The sequence below is a fragment of the Pseudomonas sp. AAC genome (genome assembly GCF_000725445.1).
Taxonomy (GTDB): domain Bacteria; phylum Pseudomonadota; class Gammaproteobacteria; order Pseudomonadales; family Pseudomonadaceae; genus Pseudomonas; species Pseudomonas citronellolis.
Map to the genome: position 1 here is coordinate 20,318 of NZ_KL647104.1, position 22,371 is coordinate 42,688.

Below are 22,371 nucleotides of genomic sequence, written 5' to 3' on the forward strand. Positions count from 1 at the left end.
ACCGAATTAACGACCAGCTGCAATCGACCCCTAGCAGACGTTTTCCCCATTAAAACAGCCCAGTCGGCACGCCTGCCGTCTGGGCTGATTTTCAGAGTTGTTTCTTCCGAATACTCACAATTTTCGGGGACTCCCTTCATAGCGGAAGTCGAAATCCACCTAGTCGCTGATCTGCAGCCCTTTCGTTTGTTCCTCGGTCACCTTGGAGCCCATCGTCATTGGCGCCCACTTCAGAGCATCAACGATAACCGTGAGCGAGAGTGATGGTGAAATGGTCGGCGTTGATCGTTTTGATTGTGCCCTCCGCCCTTGCTGCGGGAGAAGCATGTTTATTCTGAGCTACCGTCATTCCGGACATATCCGCGGCCAAGGCCGGATAGGAAAGGATGAGCAGCAAGGCACCTGCGGTAATTTAAGGTGGCTTTCATTGGGTTTCTCCGGAACGGTGTTGCGAAAGTGATGCTGTTTGGCGACGTCGCATTAGCCAATAGGCTGCGGGGATGACGAACAATGAGAGGAGTGGAGCTGTGACCATGCCGCCAACCATGGGAACAGCAATTCGGCTCATTACTTCGCTACCAGTTCCGCTGCTCCAGAGAATCGGCAGCAGGCCGGCGACGATTACAGCAACGGTCATTGCCTTAGGACGAACTCGCTGTACTGCACCCTCCCGGATGGCGGTAAGCAGTGCAGCGGAGTCTCCGGGGCCTTGGCGTTCCGCCCAGGCATTCTTCAGGTAGATCAGCATAATCACTCCGAACTCGGCCGCGACTCCCGCAAGCGCGATGAAGCCAACACCCGTTGCCACTGACAGATTGAAGCCCATTAGATAGAGCAACCACACTCCGCCTGTAAGAGCGAAAGGCAACGTGGCCATTATCAGAATCGCTTCATCGAAGCGTCCGAAAGTCAGATAGAGCAGCACAAAAATGATGGCAAGAGTCGCGGGCACCACCAGTTTGAGCCGAGCATTAGCGCGCTCGAGATATTCGAACTGACCCGAATAGCTTAAGCTCATTCCAGGCGCGAGCTGTACGTTGCGCTCCACTGCCTGACGTAAATCCCCCACTACCGACGCCAAGTCACGACCACGAACATCCACGTAGACCCAGCCGGAGAGTCGGGCATTCTCGCTCTTGAGCATCGGCGGCCCGTCGATAATGCTCACTCGCGCCACACTGCCCAACGTGATCTGGCCGCCTTGAGAGGTATAGATCGGTAGTTGCTGCAGCGCACTTAATGAGTCTCGCCATTCACGCGGGTATCTCACATTGATCGGATAACGTGCTAATCCCTCCACCGTTTCACCGATGTTCTGGCCGCCTATTGCGCTACTGACAATAGCCTGCACATCGGCGATGTTCATACCGTAGCGGGCTGCAGCTTGTCGGTCGATGTCGACATCAATGTATCGGCCGCCTGTCAAGCGCTCGGCGAGTGCGGAGCTTACCCCAGGTACTCCCTTGGCCACTCGCTCCACCGCCTGTGTGGCGCGGTCGATTTCGGCCAAGTCTGTGCCGGCGACCTTCACCCCTATAGGGCTCTTGATGCCAGTGGCGAGCATATCGATACGGTTACGGATGGGCGGAATCCAGATATTGGTCAGGCCAGGTACCTTTACTGCGCGGTCCAGCTCCTCCACAAGTTTCTCGCTAGTAACTCCCGGTCGCCATTCTTCTTTGGGTTTAAAACGGATGGTGGTTTCAAACATTTCCAGGGGAGCTGGATCCGTGGCTGATTCGGCGCGTCCCGCTTTACCGAAAACAGTTGCCACTTCTGGAACACTCATTATCAGGCGATCTGTGCTTTGCAGCAGCTCCGAGGCTTTCTGGGCGGACAGGCCAGGCAGAGCTGAAGGCATATACAGCAGATCGCCCTCATCCAGCGGCGGCAAGAACTCGCCACCCAAATGGGACAGAGGCCAAATCCCGGTGAGGAAAATCACAACCGCAGCTGCTAGCGTTGCGCGCGGGCGTCGCAGTACTGCATCCAGTGCAGGCTGGTAGATGCGGATTAACCATCGATTCAGTGGATTGCGCTGTTCTGATGGCAGATGGCCGCGAATCCAATACCCCATCAGCACCGGTACCAAAGTTACTGAGAGCCCGGCGGCACCTGCCATCGCATAGGTTTTGGTGAATGCCAACGGACCAAATAGGCGCCCCTCCTGTGCCTCCAGAGTGAACACGGGTATGAAGGACAAAGTGATGATCAGTAAACTGAAGAACAGAGCCGGTCCCACCTCGACTGCCGCCTCGGTCATAACGCGCCAGTGTTGCTCGCCCACTAGCGGCGTACCTGGATGCTTCTCGTGCCAAGCCTCGACGCGCTTATGCGCGTTCTCAATCATGACTACCGCCGCGTCGACCATGGCGCCAATGGCAATCGCGATGCCACCCAGGGACATAATGTTGGCATTGATCCCCTGGTGGCGCATGACGATCAACGCAATAAGTACCCCAACGGGTAGCGAAACAATGGCCACCAGCGATGAGCGCAAATGCCATAGGAACGCTGCACAGACCACCGCGACCACTATGAATTCCTCAATGAGTTTGCTACTGAGGTGGATCACTGCTCGGTCGATCAAATTACTGCGATCGTAAGTCGTTACGATTTCCACGCCTTTGGGCAAGCTTTCTTTCAACGAGTCGAGTTTTTCCTTCACTCGCGCGATGGCTTCGCGTGCGTTCTTACCGCTGCGCAAAACGATCACTCCTCCCACGGCCTCGCCTTCGCCATCCAACTCTCCGATCCCGCGGCGCATTTCCGGGCCAAGCTGGATAGTGGCGACGTCACCGAGGGTTACCGGACTGCCGTTGGCAGCTAGGCGCAGTGGGATTGCGCGGAAGTCAGCAAGACTTTTTAGATAGCCCGAGGCGCGCACCATGAACTCGGCCTCGCCGAGTTCCAACACGCCACCACCGGTTTCCTGGTTGGCCTTGCCCACCGCTTCAATTACTTCGTTCTGAGTTATACCCAGGCTAGCCAGTCGCACCGGGTCCAGTACTACTTGATACTGACGGACCATTCCTCCTACGGTCGCTACTTCGGCAACATCCGGCACCGTTTTCAGTTCGTATTTGAGGAACCAGTCTTGCAGGCTTCTCAACTGGGCTAAGTCATGCTGGCCGGTCCGGTCCACTAAGGCGTACTGATAAATCCAGCCCACACCGGTCGCATCTGGGCCCAGAGCAGTCTTCGCGGTTTGCGGCAGCCGCGATTGCACTTGATTCAAGTACTCCAGCACTCGTGAGCGCGCCCAATAGAGGTCTGTGCCATCTTCGAATAACACATAGACGAAGCTGTCGCCAAAGGAGGAAAAACCGCGTACGGTCTTTGCGCCGGGCACTGACAACATCGTGGTAGCCAGTGGGTAGGTAACCTGGTTTTCGACGATTTGTGGTGCCTGTCCCGGATAGCTGGTGCGGATGATTACCTGCACGTCGGAAAGATCAGGAAGTGCATCGATCGGCGTACTGCGTAGAGACCAGATGCCCCAAGCGACGATGAAGAGAGTGGCTAGCAGTACCAGGAAGCGATTAGCCACCGACCAGCGGATTAATTTCGCGATCATGGCTGCGCCCCCAGCTTGCTAACCTGCTCGATCACCAAGCCGGCATCACTCTCACTGATTTCGAAGCTGAGGCGGTCCCCCACCTTAACTCCATCAGCCAGCTCGGGTCGGGCGAGGGCGTAAAGCATGCTCATTGCTGGCATACCCAGGGTGCTAATTGGACCGTGGCTGATCGTGAGTCCTTGTTCGCTAACCGCCACTACTCGGCCCTCCGCTTTATGGCGGGCGGGAACAGCCTTGGCCAGTGAGCTGTGCTGGGCCGTCCGCGCCTCGATACCTTTTAGACTGGCTTCCGAGTCAATGAGGAACTGTCCGGAGGCGACTACCCTTTGTCCTTCCTCCAAACCATGCAGAACCGCAATGAGACCGTCGCTCTCCTGGCCAAGACTAACCTCAACAGGGCGGAACTTACCTTCACTCTCGGCGAGCATTACCAAATTGCGCTTGCCGGTACGTACTACCGCTTCGCTGGGGATCTGTAGAACGTCGGACTGCCCGGCGAGGTCAAGACTGACCTCTACAGTCATCCCAGGACGCAATTGTCCGTCAGGATTGGGCAGTTCGATGCGTAGGCGTAGGGTGCGACTCTGCTGATCGTTTTCTGGAAGGATGCTAGCTAAGGTGCCAGTTACAGGGCGATCTGGAAGCGCAGGCAGGCGAGCATCAACTGTCTGGCCGACCTTTAGCCCGCCGGCCTGGGTTTCGGGGACCGCAGCTTCGAGCCAAACCTGGCGCAGGCCATTGATTCTCGCTAGGGGAGCGCCGGCAGGAAGGGACATCCCAGTGCGCACGTTAAGTTCTCGGATGACTCCTGCTATCGGCGAACTCAATGTAATTACCGGGCGTGTCTGTCCGCTTCGTGCAATCTGCGCCACGAGTCTCTCTGGCATGCCAGCCAACAGCAGGCGTTGCCGTGCAGCCGAAATTAATGTCGGCTCTGCGGAGTTCCGAACAGCGATATATTCCTCCTGCAGGCCGGCCCATTCCGGTACTAGAACATCAGCGATTGGTGCGCCTGCTTTCACTAGATCGCCTGGAGCTAAATTGTAGGTTCGTTCGACGAAGCCGCTGGCACGCGACTGCAGCAGGGCGACATCGCGGTCATTAAAGGTGAGCAGGCCGGTGACCTTTAACGCGCGGTCGAGCCTGCCGCGGCTGACCGTAGCCAGACGCATGCCTAGGTTCTGCTGGATTCCCGATTCAATGCGCACTGCCTCGACATTCTCTCCCTCAGCCCCTTCGTCAGCGTATTTAGGTATTAGTTGCATATCCATGAACGGTGATTTGCCTGGAGCATCGAAATGCTGCTGCGGTGACATTGGGTCGTACCAATAAAGCGGTTTACGTTCTGTAGATGCAGGTGGTGCTGGTGGGGTATGGCTTTGCCGCTTTAGTGCGAGCCAGTAGCCACCTGCGCCGCCGGCGGATAGAACGAAAGCAAGCAAGACTAGAATCTTCCAAGAGAACCGAATCATTTCGGCGCCTCCTCATAAGTGAAATACAGACGCGCCGCTATCAAAGCTAAGGAGCCTTGGAGGTCAAGTAGCCGGAGTCGGGCCTCGACCAGTTGCTGGCGAGCGCCTATCACGTCGTCAAGCTGGAGCTTTCCGGCGCGGTAACTAGCCGTAGCTAGTTGCACTTTCTCTATGGCTAGAGGGACTAAGTTGCTGTTGCTACGCTCAACCGCGCGCTGCAGCCTCCGGTATTCCGCGAGGTCATCTTCGAGCGCTTGCTGGTATTCGCGGGTCAGTGCCTCGCGTTCCGCCTCCAATTGCCTCACTTGCGCGCGTCGCGCCGCAATCTTCGGATCCTGGCGAGATGCCGTGAATAGCGGTAGGTCGAAGCTCACCTGTAGCGTCATCATGTCGCCGAAGTCGCGACCGCGGCGCTGGTAGTCCACCTCCCAGCTCCAGTCCGGCTGCTTTTCGGAGACTGCTTCTCGAACCAAGGCTTCCGCCTCGCGAGTTGCAGGACCATACGCGGCTAGTTCCGGATGCTGGTGCAACGCCTGAAGCGAATGCGAGGCGTCTATAGACCACCTCGGGAAATCTCCCGTCAGTGTTGCTGGCGCCTCTTGACCGATCCAGCGTTTGAGCGCTGCTCGTGCTTGGACTGCCTGTCGCAGTAGGTCGTCTTTTTGCTCATCCAGCACAGCAGCTTCTTGGCGAGGGGCAACCGTATCGACTGTGTTTGCGCTTCCACCTGCCAAGCGTGCGCGGACAGTTTTGTCCAGCAGACGGTTCTCGCGATAGAACTCGTCAAACAAGGCCAGCTTGCGTTGCAGCGTGTATGCCGCAATCCAAGCTTGTGCGGAAGCATTGCGAACCTTTAATCGTTCGACGTCGGCTTCGGCATTCGCGCGTTCTACGGCGGCCTGAGCGGTCTCAATGCGAGCCTCACGCTTGTCGCGGTTTGGGACTTCTTGCATCAGGCCAACCATCTGCATAGACATACCATCGCGCTGAGTGGTCCAGCGATCATCCCCTTCAATCGGAATGTTCTGGAGGCCCAAGTTCAACTTAGGGTCGGGTAACTCCCCTGCGGGGATGGCTGCGTTTTTCGCAGCCGAAATTTTTTCGCTCTGCGCTAGGAGTGATGGGGCATTACGTTCGGCTAGCATTAAAGCGTCGTCCAGCGAGAGCGACGCCCCTTGGGCGGAAAAGCTGGACAGCAAGGCGAGCAATATCCAGCTCATATGAAGTCGGATGGATTTCATAACGTGGATTCCTCTGGAAAACCAACGCATAGGCGTGAACCACCCGGACGCAGCAAGAGCCCGGGCGAGATTTAGGTTAGAAGAGGAATTAGGCGCAGGGAGGTCGCCAGAGGTCGGACGGAACTCGTCCAAAGATGGAATCAATATAAGGGAAGGGGGGCTGCATCGCAGCAGGAGCTATGGGAGCCTTCAAGACGTCAATCTGGAGTATAGCCCCGCTCTTGCATTCTTGACCGCTTTTGCATTCCTTCTTACCGTGCTGGGTTAGCTTGCTCATTTCTTGGCAACAATCATTGTTGACCCTCGCCATCTGCCCATGGCCCGCACTTTTCATCGGGCAAGGAGCAGTCGGCGCCTCAATGCCCGCTATTCCAGTAAGAGGAAGCGTACAACTGAGGAACAAAATTATGAGCAATCGAAGGCGGCGGATCATAGCGGACAGTCTATGGGGCTCTTTTACAGGCAGCAATCTAATCCTAAGCATTGAGGCTTTTTGTTGCGTTTGCATTGAAAGGCGGCTTAAGGCTGATGGCGAGCACTAACAACCATTCGTTCCGACCCCTCGCCGAGACTCAAGCTGTCATCTAGACTGTCATGAAACTGGCAGGTTTGATTGATCAGGGTCAACTGTGACGGAATGGTCAGCGGTATTCTCTGAAATGTATCCCTAAGGACTGAGCAAATGACTTGGTTCCGTGACCATCAAGATTCTCTGTTACGCATAGCAGTAATGCTGTGGGTGCTGGCGTTCGGGGTTGCGGCAAGTCATGGCTGTTTGTCTTTTTCTGAGAACCATGCTGTGCCATCCCCTTCGGATGTCACTGTAGGTATGCAAGGCAAGACGTATCAACTGCACTCAAGTGCCTGCCTGGAGTTCTGTAACGACAGCGCATCAGCGCTCCATCTGGCATCGTGGTATATTCACTTCGACCAGACTCTCTGGGTGCTCCTGCTCACACTCCCCGTCCTTTTCCTGTCTTCCGTTATCCCTCCGCGCTTTGGCGCACTCGCCTTGCACCTGCCTGCGCCGCCTCGGCCGCCGGCACGCCTGAGCTTCGTCCGCTTCAACGATTAACTCGACTTTCGTGCACCCGGACCACCGGGCGCACAGTCTTGCTGCGCCTGCACTACCAGGCGTGGTTGCGCTTCATTTCACCCGTTGAAACACTTGGAGATCGCCATGCACATCACCCTCAAAACGCTTGTCGCCGCACTACTGATTGGCAGCCCGCTGCTTGCCGTGGCTGTCGATGAACATCACCCCGATCAGGCTCCGGCGAAAGCCGAGAGCAAAGCTGCGCCGGCTCAGGGCCAGGAAAAGGCCATGGCCGCACAGATGCAAAAGATGCAGGCCATTCACGACAGGCTCGCTGCCGCCAAGACCCCGGAGGAGCGTCAGGCGGCTATGCATGATGGCATGCAAGCGATGAAGGAAGGCCTGGGCATGATGCAGAGCGGCTGTGCCGGCAAGGGCATGGGCCAGCACATGAAGATGATGGATTCGAAGATGATGGGAATGATGATGCAAATGATGGATCAGCAGGCCGGCATGATGGGCTCGCAGTCGGACATGAAGGGCATGCCCATGCAGCACTCCATGGACCAGCCGGCCCAGAAGCCAGCCCAGTAATCACATGGCGCAGCTCCAGTCTTGGTCTGTAGTGCGGAAGCATCCCCAGGCCAAGACGGAGCCCCCCACTTTCGCCCTGGAGAATACTTATGAACGCTTCGCCTTCATCCCATCAGCCTCCGCCGTCCTTTTGGCGCAGTAAGCCCGGTATTGCCCTGGGTATGTTGCTGGTGATTGCCTTGTTCTACCTGGCGCGAGAGCACTACGGTCATATCTCGCTGCTGTTGCCGTACGCAATCCTGTTGCTGTGCCCGCTGATGCACCTGTTCGGCCATCACCACGGCGGCCACGGCCATCATGGCGGAACGGACAATGCCCCCAAGGACGACGATAGAGGCTGACTCATGCACAGTCATGAACACACGCATCCATTACCCGGAAACGAAACCTCCTCCGCTGAAGTGAAGGACCCTGTCTGCGGGATGATGGTTAAAACAGACAGTCCCCATCAACTGCAGTACGCCGGGAAGGTCTACCGGTTCTGCAGCGAAAAGTGCCTGTCAAAGTTCAAGGCGGCACCGGAAAACTATAGTGCCGCTGTGCGGGAAGAGACGACCGACCTCCCGACGGGAGCAAGTGACACCTGGTACACCTGCCCAATGCATCCCGAGATACGTCAGCTCGGTCCAGGCTCCTGCCCAAAGTGCGGCATGACCCTGGAGCCGGTGCTGCCGGAACTGGAGCAGGAAGAGAACCCTGAGCTCCGGGACTTCTCCCGGCGCTTCTGGTGGACCTTACCCCTGACCATCGTGGTCACCATTCTGGCCATGGGGGGGCATGCCTTGAACCTGTTCCACGGCGCCACGCAGAACTGGGTCGAGCTGGTGATCGCCAGCCCGGTGGTGCTCTGGGCGGGCTGGCCGTTCTACGTGCGCGGAGTGCGCTCGGTGCTACAGCGCAGCCCCAACATGTGGACGTTGATCGGCCTGGGGACTTCCGCCGCCTATCTCTACAGCCTCGTAGCCACCCTGGCGCCGACGGTCTTCCCTGCGAACTTCATGATGGAGGGCCGCATTGGCGTCTACTTCGAGGCGGCGGCCGTCATCATCTCGCTCACCCTGCTGGGGCAGATACTCGAACTCAAGGCCCGCTCGCAGACCTCGGCGGCCATCAAGTCGTTACTTGGCCTAGCACCGAAGACAGCCCGGCGGATCAATGCCGATGGCAGCGAAGAGGACATCCCGCAGAGCCATGTGCACCCGGGCGATAGGTTGCGCGTCCGCCCCGGAGAGAAGGTCCCGGTCGATGGCCTGGTCGTACAGGGCGAAAGCGCCGTCGATGAATCCATGCTGACTGGCGAACCTCTGCCGGTGCTGAAGCAAGTGGGCGACACGCTCATCGGGGCAACCTTGAACACCCACGGCAGCCTGGTGATGCAGGCGCAAAAGGTCGGATCGGAAACCATGCTTGCGCAGATCGTGCAGATGGTTGTGCAGGCGCAACGCTCGAAGGCGCCGATGCAGCGCCTGGCTGACGTCATTGCCGGCTACTTCGTGATGGTCGTCATCGCCATCGCGGCCCTGACCCTGATTGGTTGGGGAGTCTGGGGGCCACAGCCCAGTTGGGTGTTTGGTCTGATCAACGCTGTGGCGGTGCTGATCATCGCCTGCCCCTGCGCCCTCGGCCTGGCGACCCCGATGTCTGTAATGGTCGCTACGGGCAAGGCTGCTGGCAGTGGGGTACTGTTCCGCGATGCGGCGGCCATCGAGAACCTGCGCAAGATTGATACGCTGATCGTCGATAAAACCGGCACCCTCACTGAAGGGCGCCCGGTATTCCAGAGCGTCGAAGCAGCATCCGGCTTTAGTGCTGAAGAGGTTCTGCGGCTGGCCGCCAGCCTTGACCAAGGCAGTGAGCATCCACTGGCGCATGCTATTGTCGATCAGGCCAGGGTGCAGGGGCTGGCGTTGAGCGAAACGGATGAGTTCGAGAGCGCCTCGGGGATTGGAGTGCGCGGCCAGGTCGATGGGCGGCGCCTGCTGTTGGGCAACACTGCCTTGCTGGCCGATGCGGGCGTGTCCAGCGAGGCCCTGCAAGCACGTGCCGAAAAACTGCGTAGCGAAGGCGCAAGTATCATGTACCTGGCGGTGGACGGTACCTTGGCCGGCCTGTTGGCGGTAGCTGACCCTATCAAGCCGACCTCCCGGCAGGCCGTGCAATACCTCCAGGACGCCGGCGTCAGGGTCATCATGGCCACTGGCGACGGTCCGACCACGGCGCGTGCAGTGGCCCGCCAATTGGGTATTGAAGAAGTGCACGGCGAGGTCAAGCCACAGGACAAGGAGCACCTCACCGCTAGCCTCCAGGCGGCTGGGCATCGTGTGGCGATGGCCGGAGACGGCATCAACGATGCGCCTGCCCTGGCGCGTGCCGATGTTGGTATTGCGATGGGGACCGGTACCGACGTCGCGATGAACAGTGCCCAGGTCACCCTGGTCAAAGGTGACCTGCTTGGTATTCTCCGCGCCCGCAACCTATCCATGGCGACGGTGCGCAACATGCACCAGAACCTGGCCTTCGCCTTCGCTTACAACGCCATGGGCATACCCCTCGCCGCCGGATTGTTCTACCCCCTGACGGGGCATCTGCTGTCCCCAATTATTGCTGCATTGGCCATGAGCGTAAGTTCGGCATCGGTCGTCTTCAACGCCGTGCGCCTGCGTAAGGCATCGCTCGATGGCTAGTTTCGGAAAGCTTGACCTTGCCCCCATGGCAAGGTCGAGGATAGCTCCACGTTCCGGACAGGTTCAGCCAGTGTTCCGGGCGATAAGGCTGATTATTGAGGAGTCACCACGATGAAAAATTTTGATCTGCACGTTGAAGGCATGAGCTGCGCTTCGTGCGTCCGCCACGTGAATGCTGCATTGGCGCCGGTCACTGGTGTTGCCGAGGTTTCGGTCGACCTCGCGGCGGGACGGGTGCGCGTCAATGGGGACGCCGATGTCCAGGCGCTGATGGCCGCGCTGCAGGATGCCGGTTATCCGGCCAAGCTCGATGCTCCGCACCAGGCCCCGGAGGGTGGCAAGGCGCGCGGCTGCGGCGGCAGTTCCTGCTGCTGTCACTAAGAGGGGGAGCATCATGCGCAAGGCACTTCGCTTGACGGCGCTGGCCGGACTGTTCATGGCCTCCATCGCCCAGGCCGCCACAACCATCGACGTATACCGCGACCCCAACTGCGGTTGCTGCAAGAGCTGGATCAAGTACCTGGAGGCCAATGGCTTCAGCGTGAACGACCACGTCGAGCCGAATATGAGTGCGGTCAAGCAGCGCGTAGGCGTTGCTCCGCGTCTGTCCTCCTGCCACACCGCAGTGATCGGTGGAAAATTCGTCGAAGGGCATGTTCCGGTGGCACAGATCCACGAGCTGGAGAAGCGTCCGGAACTGCTTGGGATCGCGGCTCCAGGCATGCCCGTCGGTTCGCCTGGCATGGAAATGGGGCAGACCAAGCAGGCTTACAAAATCATTGGGCTTACCCGTGACGGCACCGACGAGGTTGTCGCCGACTATCCGTCAACCCAATAACCGTGTGGACTTTCCCGCCGGGGGCTTTCAATTAGCGTGTCTTGAGCTCAACAAGACGCGCCGCTAGCCCGGACATCGCACCTTCAAGGGCGATGTGGAAATTCCAGATGGAATGCTGTCACTCCGTCTGATGAGGTGCACCAGATGCGGCCATGGTGCGCCTCGACAATTGAACGTGAGATCGCGAGGCCAAGGCCTGCGTTATGCGATTCCCCCTCTCGACGTGCAGGGTCGGCACGATAGAAGCGATCGAAGAGCTTCTTGAGGTGCTCGGAAGGAATTGTCTCTCCAGGATTGACGACCGAGAGAGTCACGGTATTGGCGTTACTCTCAATGAGCACATCGATTGTTGCGCCCGCAGGGGTGTAACGGACAGCATTCGATAGCAGGTTGGAAACGGCTCGATGCAGCATCAGGCTATCGCCCTGAATAGAAGACGAACCACTGAGGCGAAGCTCAATGCTGCGTTCCTCTGCAAGCAGGCTGTAGTATTCGAAGAGCCTCTGCACAATCTCCTCAAGATTGATCTTGGTCGAGCCAGGAGTGATAAGGCCATTATCAGATTTTGCCAAGAAGAGCATATCGTCAATCATTCTCGACATATGATGCAAACTATCAAGATTGGAGTAGAGGTTTTCCTCATAAACATCAATGCTGCGCTTTTTTCCGAGGATCACCTCGGTGTGCGTGAGTAGTGTTGTAATAGGCGTGCGGAGCTCATGGGCAATATCCGCCGAAAAGTTGGAAAGGCGTATAAACGAATCGTCTAGCCTGGCCAGCATCTCATTAAAGGAGCTTACTAATTCTTGAAGTTCAGAAGGGATGGAGTCCAGTGGGATACGGTCTTTCAAGGACTTTGCTGATATCGATGCTGCCACTGCGGTAACTTGTCGTATCGGTCGCAAGCCACTTCTGACAACCACGACGCCCAAGGCGCCGCTTGCAATGGCGCTGATCGCCAAGCCTATCCAAAACCAACGTTCTAGCGTCACGAAAAAGTGAGAGTGGCTGGTGACATCCAATATCAGGACGGCCGTTGCCGAGCTAGGCCCCGACTGTGGGCCAACCCGAGCAGTCATACCCCTATACAGCCGCCCATGGTTCTCCCACTCCCACATGCCGGCACTTTCCTGCGAAAATTGAGACGGCAAATTAGCAATGGTTGAATTCGAGAAAAGTACATTGCCCTCCGTCGTGGTAATGATCGATTCGAGTTCATGGTGCGCGCCAAGTAAGGCATTCAGCTCCAAGCGAATGTGACTGCTCTCCAGATTGGCATTCGAGGACATAAGGATTTGCTGAATGGAGTTGAGCTTTTCGGTGATCGTCTGCTGATCCTGCATCCAGAAGTGCCGACGACTCAACTCACTGAAGCTCACTCCAGCAACGGTCAGGACGGACACCACAGCAAGCATGAACATCAGGCTCATGCGAGCAGTTAGCGATAGTCGCTTCATTTCTGCTCGGGCTCTTCGAGCATGTACCCCATTCCCCTAATCGTATGGATCAGCTTGGGCTCGAAGTCATCGTCGATCTTGGCCCTCAGCCGCCGTACTGCCACCTCGATAACGTTCGTATCGCTATCAAAGTTCATGTCCCATACCTGAGAGGCAATCAGTGATTTCGGTAGAACCTCCCCGCGTCTCCGCATCAACAGCTCAAGCAGCGAGAATTCCTTTGCCGTCAGGTCAATGCGCACCCCGCCTCGCACTGCCCGGCGCTTGAGCAGGTCCACTTCGAGATTCGCAATTTTTAGGGTCATCAGGGTTGGAGCTGTTGTCGCGCGCCGTAGTAGCGTGCGTACGCGCGCCAAGAGCTCGGCAAATGCGAAAGGCTTGACCAGGTAATCATCTGCTCCCAACTCAAGTCCCTTAACGCGATCATCCACGCCGTCGCGTGCGGTCAGGAACAACACCGGAACATCCTTGCCGGCGGCCCGCACCATGCGCAGTACTTCCCACCCGCTCAGACCAGGCATCATCACGTCCAGTATGAGCAGGTCATACGACTCGCTGAGTGCATGCTGGAGCGCTTCAGTACCCGAATTGACCAGGTCGACATTGAAGCTGGCCTCGCTCAGTCCTTGCTTCAAGTACAAGCCGATCTTGGGTTCGTCTTCAGCGACAAGAAGTCTCATTTTTCTGCCCCATAGCCGAACAATGCTGTGAGTGTGCCGCTACTGGTTGCCACCAACCAGATCCTTACAAAAATGTAATCTTGGCATAAGCCGACGGTCAGGCAGGTAGCGCTATGGTTGAGACGACTTCTAGAGCGAGTACTTCGTTTGGACGATCTGAACACGCGAGGTGTGACGATTGGCACGATCCCCTTAAGGCCTTACCAATGCTCCTTTGGCCAATCGGCGCCGCCTTGGCGCCGATTTTTTAGCAATCAGTACGCGCTCAAGAGCTGATGCCAAGAGCATAATTTTTTAACTGAGCTGGCCTGGAATTAAACTTCTATTGAGAGGTGTTCTATGGGTACTAAATTTTGGAATTTCCTAGTTGCGGGGATTTTACTCTTTCTCTCTGCAGTTTCGATGGCCAGTGAAAAGGCAGTGAATTTCGATTTTGGAAGTCGCAGCGCGCCGGAGAAAGCAGATCGGACAGTTGAGATTAAGATTGGGGATCTCTACTTCGAGCCTTCTCGTATAGATGTAAAAAATGGCGAGACCATTCGATTTGTATTGAAAAACGAAGGGCTGGTTCTTCATGAGTTCAATCTGGGCAAGGCAGCGGCGCACGTGCAGCACCAGAAGGAAATGGTGGAGATGTTCAAGAGTGGCTATTTAACGGCAATGAAAGTTAACGACGCCGAGCACGATATGGCGGGTATGGAAGGTGACATGCATGGCATGAGCATGCCCAGCATGAACCACAATGACGCCAACAGCGTTTTAATTGAACCAGGTCAAACCAAGGAACTGGTTTGGACATTTAGTAAAACATCGGGGCTGCAATTTGCGTGCAACGTTCCAGGGCATTACCAGAAAGGGATGGTAGGGCAGATTGCCATAAACTAGTGGATGGCGAGGTTGCGCTGCAGGCTTGTGGGTAGGGAGTAGAGCTCCCGCCGGCGGCTAACAGCGATGCTGGCCGCGTGCGGCTACGCCCTGCGAGCCCCGGCAGGTAGCGGCAAGGCTGATCCTTACAGAAATGTAATCATCGCGACTGCCTAAATATGGCAAATTTTTCAAGGACATCTGAGCCTCTGATCGTCAGGCTCGAAATGAAGTCCACTTCATAATGGCTCGAAAATGGCCCCAGAAATTGGTTCCTAAGAGCTCTCTTCAAGCAGGGTCGTAGTGGAATGCAGAACAAAACGTCAAGACGGACTTTCGTTAAGGGCCTTGCGGCGACAGGCATTCTCGGTGGTCTCGGTTTGTGGCGCACCCCCGTCTGGGCCCTTACCAGCCCGACTCAACCGGCCGTGCTTGCCGGTACCGAGTTCGACCTGTTCATTGGTGAAACTTCAGTCAATCTGACTGGCGCAGTTCGTACAGCAATGACCATCAATGGATCGCTTCCTGGGCCAACTTTGCGTTGGCGCGAAGGTGACACGATTACACTCCGCGTTCGTAATCGCCTGAAGGAAGATACCTCCATTCATTGGCATGGAATAATTCTCCCAGCCAACATGGATGGTGTGCCGGGTTTAAGTTTCCAGGGAATTGCTCCCGATGGCATGTACGAATATAAATTCAAGGTCAATCAGCATGGTACCTACTGGTACCATAGCCACTCTGGCTTCCAGGAGCAGCTTGGCGTTTTCGGGCCGTTAATTATCGACCCCAAAGAGCCAGAGAAAATTTCTTGCGACCGTGATTATGTCGTCATGCTGAGCGATTGGTCGGATGAGAATCCCAGTCGTGTCCTTGCCAAGCTGAAGAAAGACTCTGGTTATTACAACTTTCATAAACGCACTGTCGGGGATTTCATTGATGATGTAAGCGAGAAGGGTTGGTCGAAAACTGTCGCCGACCGAAAAATGTGGGCTGAAATGAAGATGAGCCCAACCGATCTCGCCGACGTAAGTGGTTATACCTACACCTATCTCGTCAACGGTCACGCACCTGATACCAATTGGACCGGCATTTTCAAGCCCGGAGAAAAGGTCCGACTGCGCTTCATCAACGCCTCTGCAATGACCTACTTCGATGTTCGGATTCCCGGACTGAAGATGACAGTAGTGGCTGCAGATGGGCAGCCAGTCCAGCCGGTAAGTGTTGATGAGTTCCGCATTGCCGTTGCTGAAACCTATGACGTCATTGTCGAGCCGACAGACCAGGCCGCATACACCATCTTTGCTCAATCGATGGACCGTACCGGCTACGCCCGAGGCACGCTTGCGGTAAAGGAAGGAATCAGTGCGACAGTTCCGGCGCTAGATCCCCGCCCACAAATCACCATGGACGATATGGGGATGGGAGGCATGGACCATGGAAGCATGGCGGGCATGGATATGTCCGGGATGGACCACGGCGGCATGGCGGGTATGGATATGTCCAGCATGGACCACGGCGACATGGGTGGCATGGATCACAGCCAGATGCAGGGGATGGGCGCACAGATGCAATCCCACCCTGCGTCCGAGGCCGATAATCCCTTGGTCGACATGCAGACCATGACCCCTACGGCGAAGCTCAACGATCCGGGTATTGGCTTGCGTAACAATGGCCGGCGTGTGCTGACCTACGCCGATCTCAAGAGCACATTCGAAGATCCTGACGGACGAGTCCCATCCCGAACCATCGAGCTACACCTGACCGGCCACATGGAGAAGTTCTCCTGGTCGTTCGATGGCATTGAGTTCGCTGATGCCAAGCCGCTACTCCTCAAGTATGGCGAGCGTGTTCGTATCACCCTGGTTAACGACACCATGATGACGCACCCCATCCATTTGCATGGCATGTGGAGTGATTTGGAGGATGAACAGGGCAACTTCATGGTGAGAAAGCACACCATCGACATGCCGCCGGGCTCGAAGCGCAGCTATCGCGTGACGGCTGATGCGCTTGGTCGATGGGCCTATCACTGCCACCTGATGTATCACATGGAACTGGGCATGTTCCGTGAAGTGCGAGTGCAGGAATAGGAGAACAGCATGGACCTCGAACAGACCCGTCACTCCGTTTTAGCCAGCATCGCAGTCCTTGGGGTGAGTTTGCTCCCTTTGGCGGGTGCCCACGCTGAAGAGCCGATGCAAGGCATGGATGGCTCCCAGATGCAGGGCATGGATCACTCCCAGATGCAGGGTATGGATCATTCCCAGATGCAGGGTATGGATCATTCCCAGATGCAGGGCATGGATCATTCCCAGATGCAGGGTATGGACCACTCCCAGATGCAGGGCATGGATCATTCCCAGATGCAGGATGCGGACTACTCCGATATGCAAGGAATGCAACCGGCTGCACCAACGGAAAGCCGCACGCCAATTCCTGTATTGACCGATGCTGATCGTGCCGCTGTGTACAAGGGCAGCATGGACCACCATATGGGACAAGCACTCAATTCCCTATTCGTCATTGATAAGTTGGAGTGGCAGGACGCCGATCAAGGTAGTGCCCTCAGTTGGGAGGCCAACGGCTGGGTCGGTGGCAATATTGATCGCCTGTGGTTGCGCTCCGAAGGGGAGCGACTCAATGGGGTTACCGAGAACGCTGAGCTGCAGGCCCTGTGGGGGCACTCCATCGGTCCGTGGTGGGACGTAGTTGGCGGCGTGCGGCAGGACTTCAAACCTGGCTCGCCACAAACCTGGGCAGCCGTTGGCGTCCAGGGGATGGCCCTGTATGACTTCGAAACCCAGGCAACTGCCTTCCTGGGGGAAGGTGGCCAAAGCGCTCTGAGGCTCGAAGGAGATTACGACATCCTCTTGACCAATCGCTTGATCCTTCAGCCGACCGCCGAATTGAACCTCTACGGCCGGAATGACCCGCAACGTGGTAACGGGTCAGGTATCTCTAACTCAGAAATCGGGCTGCGGCTTCGTTACGAGGTCGTCCGGGAGTTCGCGCCCTACATAGGCGTTACTTGGAACCACCTCTACGGAAAAACAGCGGACTACGCCCGCGAAGAGGGGGAGGACGCCAGCGAGGCACGCCTGGTCCTCGGTGTACGTATGTGGTTCTAACTGGCTATTTCACCCCTTCCGTGTTTCTTCCTAAATAAACATAGCGGTTTTAGCCGCGAGGAGTCTTGCATGCAAAATCTCAAAACGTTCGCCGTCATGGCTGCGCTCGGGGCGGGAGTGCTGCTGAGTACGGCAGCCCAGGCACACCCCAAGCTGCTCTCCTCCTCGCCCGCTGAGGGAAGTGTCGTCGAGGCTCCGGGCAAGATCGAATTGCACTTCTCAGAAACGCTGCTGACTCAACTCTCTGGCGCCAAGCTTGTCATGACTGAAATGCCAGGCATGTCTCACTCCTCCCCCATGGGCGTGAAAGCAGCTGTCTCGGGCGGCACCGATCCGAAAGTGATGCTCATCACGCCGGCAGCTCCTCTCACCACCGGTACTTATAAGGTCCAATGGCGGGCCGTTTCTTCTGATACGCACCCGATTACTGGCGCTGTTACCTTCAAGGTGAAGTAAGTCATGGGCGACCCCGTCACTATCGCTCTACGCTTCGCCCTGTATGTTGATCTGATTATGCTTTTCGGTTTGGCGTTGTTCGGCCTGTACAGCCTTAAGGGACAAGAGCGGGTCAGCGGGGCGGTATTCAACTTCGAGTCGATATTGGTGTGGGCCGCCTTGATCGGTATCTTGCTATCTGTAGCTGCAATGCTTCAGATGGCTAAGGTGATGAGCGGTGTTTCCAGTTTCTTCGAAATACATCGCCATATTTTAGAGATGATCTTAGCGGGCACCGATGTCGGGTTGACTTGGATAGTCAGGGTCGCGGCCTTGGTATTGGCAGCGATCGCTGCCCTGTTCAACAGGCGCGCGCCAACATTGAGTCTGCTGGCAGTATCCGCACTAGGTGCTATCGCCCTTGCTAGCTTGGCCTGGACAGGGCACGGCGCTATGGATGAGGGTATCTTGCGCTATGTGCATTTTACCAGCGACATTGCCCACCTTCTCGGTGCAGGGGGATGGCTGGGCGCCTTGGTAGCCTTCGTATTGCTACTCCGCTCCAAGAAGCTTGAAGGTGAGCAGCATCTCCGCTTGTTGTCGCGGACGCTCACAGGTTTCGAGAAGGCAGGAGCTCTGATCGTTATTAGCTTGACAGTTACTGGCATCGCTAATTATGTGCTAATAATTGGTCCGGAAATTGGTGGATTGGTAAAGAGCACGTACGGTTTATTGCTGACAATCAAGGTCGCGCTCTTTGTTGCGATGTTAGTGCTTGCTGCAGCAAACCGCTATCACCTCAGTCCTTTGCTAGATCGGTCGTTGCAGACTGGTAGTTATGCTCCTGCAATTAATGCGCTACAGCGCAGTATCATTCTTGAGTTCGCAGTGGCGATTGTCATTGTCAGTCTCGTAGCTTGGTTCGGAACACTGAGCCCTGAAATGGACATGGCTATCGAATGATATTGAATTTACTTTCTGCAAGCGTGACTCAGCAATTCCGCGAGACTCGCACTGATCGTCTGAGTGGGTTGAAAATTGCCAAAATGTAATTTTGGCCTCAGCTTCCCAACAGTATGCCCTGGCTACTATGTCCTTGAGCATAATGCTCAAGCCGTCAAATGACGGATGAATATTAGCAAGGACCAATATATGAACTCATTCAAAACTCTTGTGGCAATTGTTGTTTTTGCTGCTTCTTCTCTAGCCATGGCCGAGAGTGGTGGGGATCGCACGTTTGCCAAGATGGAAAAAATCCGCCAATCCTTCGTTGAAAACTCTCTAGTTAATAAAGAGCAGAAGGCATCTTCTCCCGTAGCAGAGTCCGATTTAAAGGGAAATGAACACAGCAAGTGCTAGGCACTTCGTTGTCTCGCTGCTTCCTCACGCCCGTCGAGCACTGATGGGCAAATGCGTCCATGTGCCGATGGGGTCGTGAGGATAAGCTCTACGGCGATGCAGCCAAAGAAAGTTGCCATACGTATGTAACGGTGTCTAAACCGACAGGCATCCCGATGCTGCCGGGTGCCCCTTGATACGTACCATTTTGGTGGTCGATCCCGTGCTTAAAAAGTTTGGTAGGGTTTACCACCGAGCTACGGGATCGGCGAAGCAGGGATAGTCAGAATAGGAGCCTGAAAGCGGGCCTAAATAAACGTCCCTTCGTGGACCAAGCTGTGTAAAAACACAGCGAGCACTGGATAGGCCGGACATGGATTGATTTTAACGATATCCAGCGGCCTCTTGGAGGCCTGGTGTGTCCATCATGGGCATTCAGTTGATTTGGCAAGTGCTGCTTCCACGATTCTGTGCGACGCGTTCGGAAGGCTGCCAATGGGGTTTCAGGCCTTCATTGCCGCTATCAGCGCACTATTGCCCAGCAGGTTCAGCACCCGTTTGAAGTTGTAGGCGAGCACATGCAGGCTCATTTCCGTGCTCACGCGGTTGAGCGTCTTGGTGAGGAAATGGGTGGCGTCCATCCAGGCCTTCAATGTGCCGAAAGGATGCTCCACTGTCTGGCGGCGGATGCGCATCATCTCCGGTAACTGATCCAGGCGGGACTGAATCGCGTCGATCACCGACTCGTGTTCCCAGCGACTCACTCGCCGCAGCGCACTCGGTGTGCACTGATCTTTCAACGCACAGCCTTGGCGATTCGAACTCTAGGAACGGTGCAGCTTCAGGCCTTTCTCAACTGCCGGCAGACAACACGAATGGCTTTGCCGTTGTCCTTGCGGAAGTTGGCGATGGTCTTGACGTCCGGCATCAGGCGTCCGGTCAGCCACATCAACTCGACGTTGCTTTGTGCTTCACGCTCGAGGCGGCGACTCGACTGGATGCGGTTGAGGTAACCGTAGATGTAGATCTTCAGCAGGACGGCCGGGTGATACGCAGGGCGGCCAGTTTTGGCGGGAATCACGTGGCCGAAGCCCATCCGCCCAAGATCGAGTTCATCGACGAACACATCGACTATTCGCACCGGATTGGGGGCCGCGACGTAATCATCCAGGCTCTCGGGCAGCAGTGTGCATTGACCTCGATGCTCGCCGTGGATGAAACGCTTCTTGGACTGCCCCGCTATGACTGCCGACGGCAGGACAGCAAGAGCACCAGCCACGTTTTTTACACGGCCTGGGCCAGAAGCGGACGGCGAAAGTTTAGCCCGCAAGCTTTTTCGTAGCGGTGTTTCATCCGCGAGGACGGAACTGTGATTCTTCAACCGAGATTTCTCTTGAGCGCCGCCGGATTCTGAAATGGACGCATGAAAGCGACCTACCATCCGAGTAGGTGCCTGCAACTGCCGATGCGACACAATGCGCCAGAGCGACTCAAGCGACTACGTATTGCCTCGGAAACGGGTTTGAAAGAGATGCATGGGGCGTCTGCGGGTCCTAGATCTTGATGGTGCCGGTCACCAAGCCATAGATCCCGCCGAGAGCGGCAGCAATCGTCACTACGAATATCATCAACTCGACACCGGAGAACAGCCGAGCGTTCTGCTCCTTCCTGGCCCAGAAATAAAGCACCGTACCGGCCAGGCAGAGCACTGCCATCAGCAGAACATATTCGAGCCCGGCAGCCACGAACATGAACAGGGTGTAGATAACGGCGAGCGCACCGATCACCAGGTCGCGGCCTCGCTCGCCGGAAGCGTGCTCGTAGCCTTCGCCGCCGCGCGCCACCTGTACGCCGTAGATGGCAACCAGCAGGTACGGCAGCAGTGCAGTGACACTGGTCATGTCCAGCATGAGGTTGAAGGCATCGCGCGACCAGAATGTCGAAATGACGAAGCAGGAAACCACCCCGTTGGTGAGCCAGAGGGCGTTGGCCGGAACCGCGTTGGCGTTCTGCGTCCCGAAGACCCTGGGCATGTCTTTTGAACCTGCGGCGGCGAACAGCACTTCAGCACAGATAAGCGACCAGGCGAGGTAGGCGCCGAGGACCGAAACCAGGACGCTGATCGAGATGAACACCGCCCCCCAGTGGCCGACGACCAGCTCCAGGGCCCCCGCCAACGAAGGGTTGGAGACCCCTGCGATGACCGCCCGTGGCGCTACGGCGTATGGCAGGAGGGTTACCGCCACCATCAGGCCGGTAACGGCGACGAACCCCAGGATGGTGGCGCGACCAACGTCCGAGCGAGTCCGCGCATAGCGCGAGTAGACGCTGGCCCCTTCGATGCCGATGAACACAAAGACGGTGATCAGCATCGTGTCCCGCACTTGCTGCAGGAGGGGCTTCTCCGGCATGCCGGTGCCACCGAAGAAGTTCTCGGCGAATTGATCGTAGTGAAAGAAGAAGATGAACGAAAGGATGGCCACTAAGATGGGCACGATCTTCGCGATGGTCACCACGGTGTTGATGTAGGCGGCCTGCTCGACCCCACGCAGGATGAGGAAGTGAAACAGCCAGATGCCGACCAGCGAGACGGCGATGGCCGGGGCGCTGCTGCCATCGCCGAAGACTTCGGGAAAAAAGCGCCCGAGCGTCGAGCCGATCAGCACCCAGTAGAAGACATTGCCCAGGCAACTGCCCAGCCAGTAGCCGAATGCCGACAGAAAGCCTACGTAGTCGCCGAACCCGGCCTTGGCGTAGGCGAAGACGCCGGAGTCGATGTCCGGGCGCTTCGCGGCCAGGGTCTGGAACACCCGAGCCAGCATGTACATTCCGGTGCCGGCGATCGCCCAGGCGATGATGGCGCCGAAAGGACCGGTCGCGGTGGCGAAGCGTCCCGGCAGGTTGAAGATGCCAGCACCGACCATGGAGCCGACAACCATCGCGAAAAGCGCAAGCAGAGAGAGCTTGGTGGCGGGGCGTTCACTCACGTTGATCTCCAATGTCCTTGGCTACCAGAGTAAA

The 22,371-nt window shown here is 56.7% G+C and carries 18 protein-coding genes and 1 pseudogene; 12 read left to right on the top strand and 7 right to left on the bottom strand.

What is annotated here, in order from left to right; all coding sequences use genetic code 11:
* Positions 1–424: 424 nt before the first annotated feature.
* The 3 genes from FG99_RS30015 to FG99_RS30025 are packed head-to-tail and all read right to left on the bottom strand — an operon-like array spanning position 425 to position 6,293.
* Complete coding sequence (locus tag FG99_RS30015) at positions 425–3,577, bottom strand: efflux RND transporter permease subunit (protein WP_043273891.1); 3,153 nt, start codon at positions 3,575–3,577, stop codon at positions 425–427.
* Positions 3,574–5,052, bottom strand: coding sequence for an efflux RND transporter periplasmic adaptor subunit (locus FG99_RS30020; protein WP_043273893.1), 1,479 nt, complete (start codon positions 5,050–5,052; stop codon positions 3,574–3,576). Before FG99_RS30020 ends, FG99_RS30015 begins: the two co-directional genes overlap by 4 nt.
* On the bottom strand, positions 5,049–6,293 hold the full coding sequence (locus FG99_RS30025; protein ID WP_043273895.1) for a TolC family protein: 1,245 nt from the start codon (positions 6,291–6,293) through the stop codon (positions 5,049–5,051). Before FG99_RS30025 ends, FG99_RS30020 begins: the two co-directional genes overlap by 4 nt.
* Positions 6,294–6,975: 682 nt before the next feature.
* Between FG99_RS30025 and FG99_RS31795 the strand changes: the two genes are divergently transcribed.
* The 6 genes from FG99_RS31795 to FG99_RS30050 all read left to right on the top strand — a co-directional run bounded on the left by FG99_RS31795 (position 6,976) and on the right by FG99_RS30050 (position 11,445).
* A complete protein-coding gene (locus FG99_RS31795; protein ID WP_141678361.1) occupies positions 6,976–7,368 on the top strand; it encodes a hypothetical protein in 393 nt (130 codons plus the stop codon).
* 105 nt (positions 7,369–7,473) lie between these two features.
* Positions 7,474–7,923, top strand: coding sequence for a hypothetical protein (locus tag FG99_RS30030; RefSeq protein ID WP_043273896.1), 450 nt, complete (start codon positions 7,474–7,476; stop codon positions 7,921–7,923).
* Positions 7,924–8,012: 89 nt separating this feature from the next.
* The gene (locus FG99_RS30035; protein WP_043273897.1) at positions 8,013–8,264 is read left to right on the top strand and encodes a DUF2933 domain-containing protein; all 252 of its coding nucleotides are present in this window, start codon (positions 8,013–8,015) and stop codon (positions 8,262–8,264) included.
* 3 nt (positions 8,265–8,267) lie between these two features.
* Complete coding sequence (locus FG99_RS30040; RefSeq protein WP_141678362.1) at positions 8,268–10,607, top strand: heavy metal translocating P-type ATPase; 2,340 nt, start codon at positions 8,268–8,270, stop codon at positions 10,605–10,607.
* Positions 10,608–10,718: 111 nt separating this feature from the next.
* The gene (locus FG99_RS31800; protein ID WP_065084501.1) at positions 10,719–10,988 is read left to right on the top strand and encodes a heavy-metal-associated domain-containing protein; all 270 of its coding nucleotides are present in this window, start codon (positions 10,719–10,721) and stop codon (positions 10,986–10,988) included.
* A gap of 13 nt (positions 10,989–11,001) precedes the next feature.
* On the top strand, positions 11,002–11,445 hold the full coding sequence (locus FG99_RS30050; RefSeq protein WP_043273901.1) for a DUF411 domain-containing protein: 444 nt from the start codon (positions 11,002–11,004) through the stop codon (positions 11,443–11,445).
* 83 nt (positions 11,446–11,528) lie between these two features.
* Here the strand turns inward: FG99_RS30050 and FG99_RS30055 are convergent, their stop codons facing one another.
* The gene (locus FG99_RS30055; RefSeq protein WP_043273902.1) at positions 11,529–12,902 is read right to left on the bottom strand and encodes a heavy metal sensor histidine kinase; all 1,374 of its coding nucleotides are present in this window, start codon (positions 12,900–12,902) and stop codon (positions 11,529–11,531) included.
* A complete protein-coding gene (locus FG99_RS30060) occupies positions 12,899–13,582 on the bottom strand; it encodes a heavy metal response regulator transcription factor (RefSeq protein ID WP_043273903.1) in 684 nt (227 codons plus the stop codon). The genes FG99_RS30055 and FG99_RS30060 overlap by 4 nt, the downstream gene beginning before the upstream one ends.
* A gap of 339 nt (positions 13,583–13,921) precedes the next feature.
* Between FG99_RS30060 and FG99_RS30065 the strand changes: the two genes are divergently transcribed.
* The 6 genes from FG99_RS30065 (at position 13,922) to FG99_RS31805 (ending at position 19,371) form a co-directional block, all read left to right on the top strand.
* Positions 13,922–14,467, top strand: a complete 546-nt coding sequence (locus tag FG99_RS30065; protein ID WP_043273904.1) for a cupredoxin domain-containing protein — start codon at positions 13,922–13,924, stop codon at positions 14,465–14,467.
* Between the two features lie 287 nt (positions 14,468–14,754).
* A complete protein-coding gene (locus FG99_RS30070) occupies positions 14,755–16,539 on the top strand; it encodes a copper resistance system multicopper oxidase (protein WP_043273905.1) in 1,785 nt (594 codons plus the stop codon).
* A gap of 162 nt (positions 16,540–16,701) precedes the next feature.
* A complete protein-coding gene (locus FG99_RS30075) occupies positions 16,702–17,577 on the top strand; it encodes a copper resistance protein B (protein ID WP_371263894.1) in 876 nt (291 codons plus the stop codon).
* A gap of 69 nt (positions 17,578–17,646) precedes the next feature.
* A complete protein-coding gene (gene copC, locus FG99_RS30080; RefSeq protein WP_043273908.1) occupies positions 17,647–18,033 on the top strand; it encodes a copper homeostasis periplasmic binding protein CopC in 387 nt (128 codons plus the stop codon).
* A 3-nt stretch (positions 18,034–18,036) separates the two neighbouring features.
* On the top strand, positions 18,037–18,975 hold the full coding sequence (gene copD / locus FG99_RS30085; protein WP_043273910.1) for a copper homeostasis membrane protein CopD: 939 nt from the start codon (positions 18,037–18,039) through the stop codon (positions 18,973–18,975).
* Positions 18,976–19,164: 189 nt separating this feature from the next.
* Positions 19,165–19,371, top strand: coding sequence for a co-regulatory protein PtrA N-terminal domain-containing protein (locus tag FG99_RS31805; protein ID WP_081884768.1), 207 nt, complete (start codon positions 19,165–19,167; stop codon positions 19,369–19,371).
* A gap of 482 nt (positions 19,372–19,853) precedes the next feature.
* Here the strand turns inward: FG99_RS31805 and FG99_RS31810 are convergent.
* Both FG99_RS31810 and FG99_RS30095 read right to left on the bottom strand, forming a co-directional pair.
* Positions 19,854–20,593: pseudogene (locus tag FG99_RS31810) on the bottom strand (transposase).
* Between the two features lie 310 nt (positions 20,594–20,903).
* On the bottom strand, positions 20,904–22,337 hold the full coding sequence (locus FG99_RS30095; RefSeq protein ID WP_043274007.1) for a basic amino acid/polyamine antiporter: 1,434 nt from the start codon (positions 22,335–22,337) through the stop codon (positions 20,904–20,906).
* Positions 22,338–22,371 lie beyond the last annotated feature (34 nt).

Excerpts from the sequence above, each read along its gene's own strand:
- FG99_RS30015 (WP_043273891.1), bottom strand. The coding sequence starts at position 3,577 with ATGATCGCGAAATTAATCCGCTGGTCGGTGGCTAATCGCTTCCTGGTA.
- FG99_RS30020 (WP_043273893.1), bottom strand. The coding sequence starts at position 5,052 with ATGATTCGGTTCTCTTGGAAGATTCTAGTCTTGCTTGCTTTCGTTCTA.
- FG99_RS30025 (WP_043273895.1), bottom strand. The coding sequence starts at position 6,293 with ATGAAATCCATCCGACTTCATATGAGCTGGATATTGCTCGCCTTGCTG.
- FG99_RS31795 (WP_141678361.1), top strand. The coding sequence starts at position 6,976 with ATGACTTGGTTCCGTGACCATCAAGATTCTCTGTTACGCATAGCAGTA.
- FG99_RS30030 (WP_043273896.1), top strand. The coding sequence starts at position 7,474 with ATGCACATCACCCTCAAAACGCTTGTCGCCGCACTACTGATTGGCAGC.
- FG99_RS30035 (WP_043273897.1), top strand. The coding sequence starts at position 8,013 with ATGAACGCTTCGCCTTCATCCCATCAGCCTCCGCCGTCCTTTTGGCGC.
- FG99_RS30040 (WP_141678362.1), top strand. The coding sequence starts at position 8,268 with ATGCACAGTCATGAACACACGCATCCATTACCCGGAAACGAAACCTCC.
- FG99_RS31800 (WP_065084501.1), top strand. The coding sequence starts at position 10,719 with ATGAAAAATTTTGATCTGCACGTTGAAGGCATGAGCTGCGCTTCGTGC.
- FG99_RS30050 (WP_043273901.1), top strand. The coding sequence starts at position 11,002 with ATGCGCAAGGCACTTCGCTTGACGGCGCTGGCCGGACTGTTCATGGCC.
- FG99_RS30055 (WP_043273902.1), bottom strand. The coding sequence starts at position 12,902 with ATGAAGCGACTATCGCTAACTGCTCGCATGAGCCTGATGTTCATGCTT.
- FG99_RS30060 (WP_043273903.1), bottom strand. The coding sequence starts at position 13,582 with ATGAGACTTCTTGTCGCTGAAGACGAACCCAAGATCGGCTTGTACTTG.
- FG99_RS30065 (WP_043273904.1), top strand. The coding sequence starts at position 13,922 with ATGGGTACTAAATTTTGGAATTTCCTAGTTGCGGGGATTTTACTCTTT.
- FG99_RS30070 (WP_043273905.1), top strand. The coding sequence starts at position 14,755 with ATGCAGAACAAAACGTCAAGACGGACTTTCGTTAAGGGCCTTGCGGCG.
- FG99_RS30075 (WP_371263894.1), top strand. The coding sequence starts at position 16,702 with ATGGATCATTCCCAGATGCAGGGTATGGATCATTCCCAGATGCAGGGC.
- copC (WP_043273908.1), top strand. The coding sequence starts at position 17,647 with ATGCAAAATCTCAAAACGTTCGCCGTCATGGCTGCGCTCGGGGCGGGA.
- copD (WP_043273910.1), top strand. The coding sequence starts at position 18,037 with ATGGGCGACCCCGTCACTATCGCTCTACGCTTCGCCCTGTATGTTGAT.
- FG99_RS31805 (WP_081884768.1), top strand. The coding sequence starts at position 19,165 with ATGAACTCATTCAAAACTCTTGTGGCAATTGTTGTTTTTGCTGCTTCT.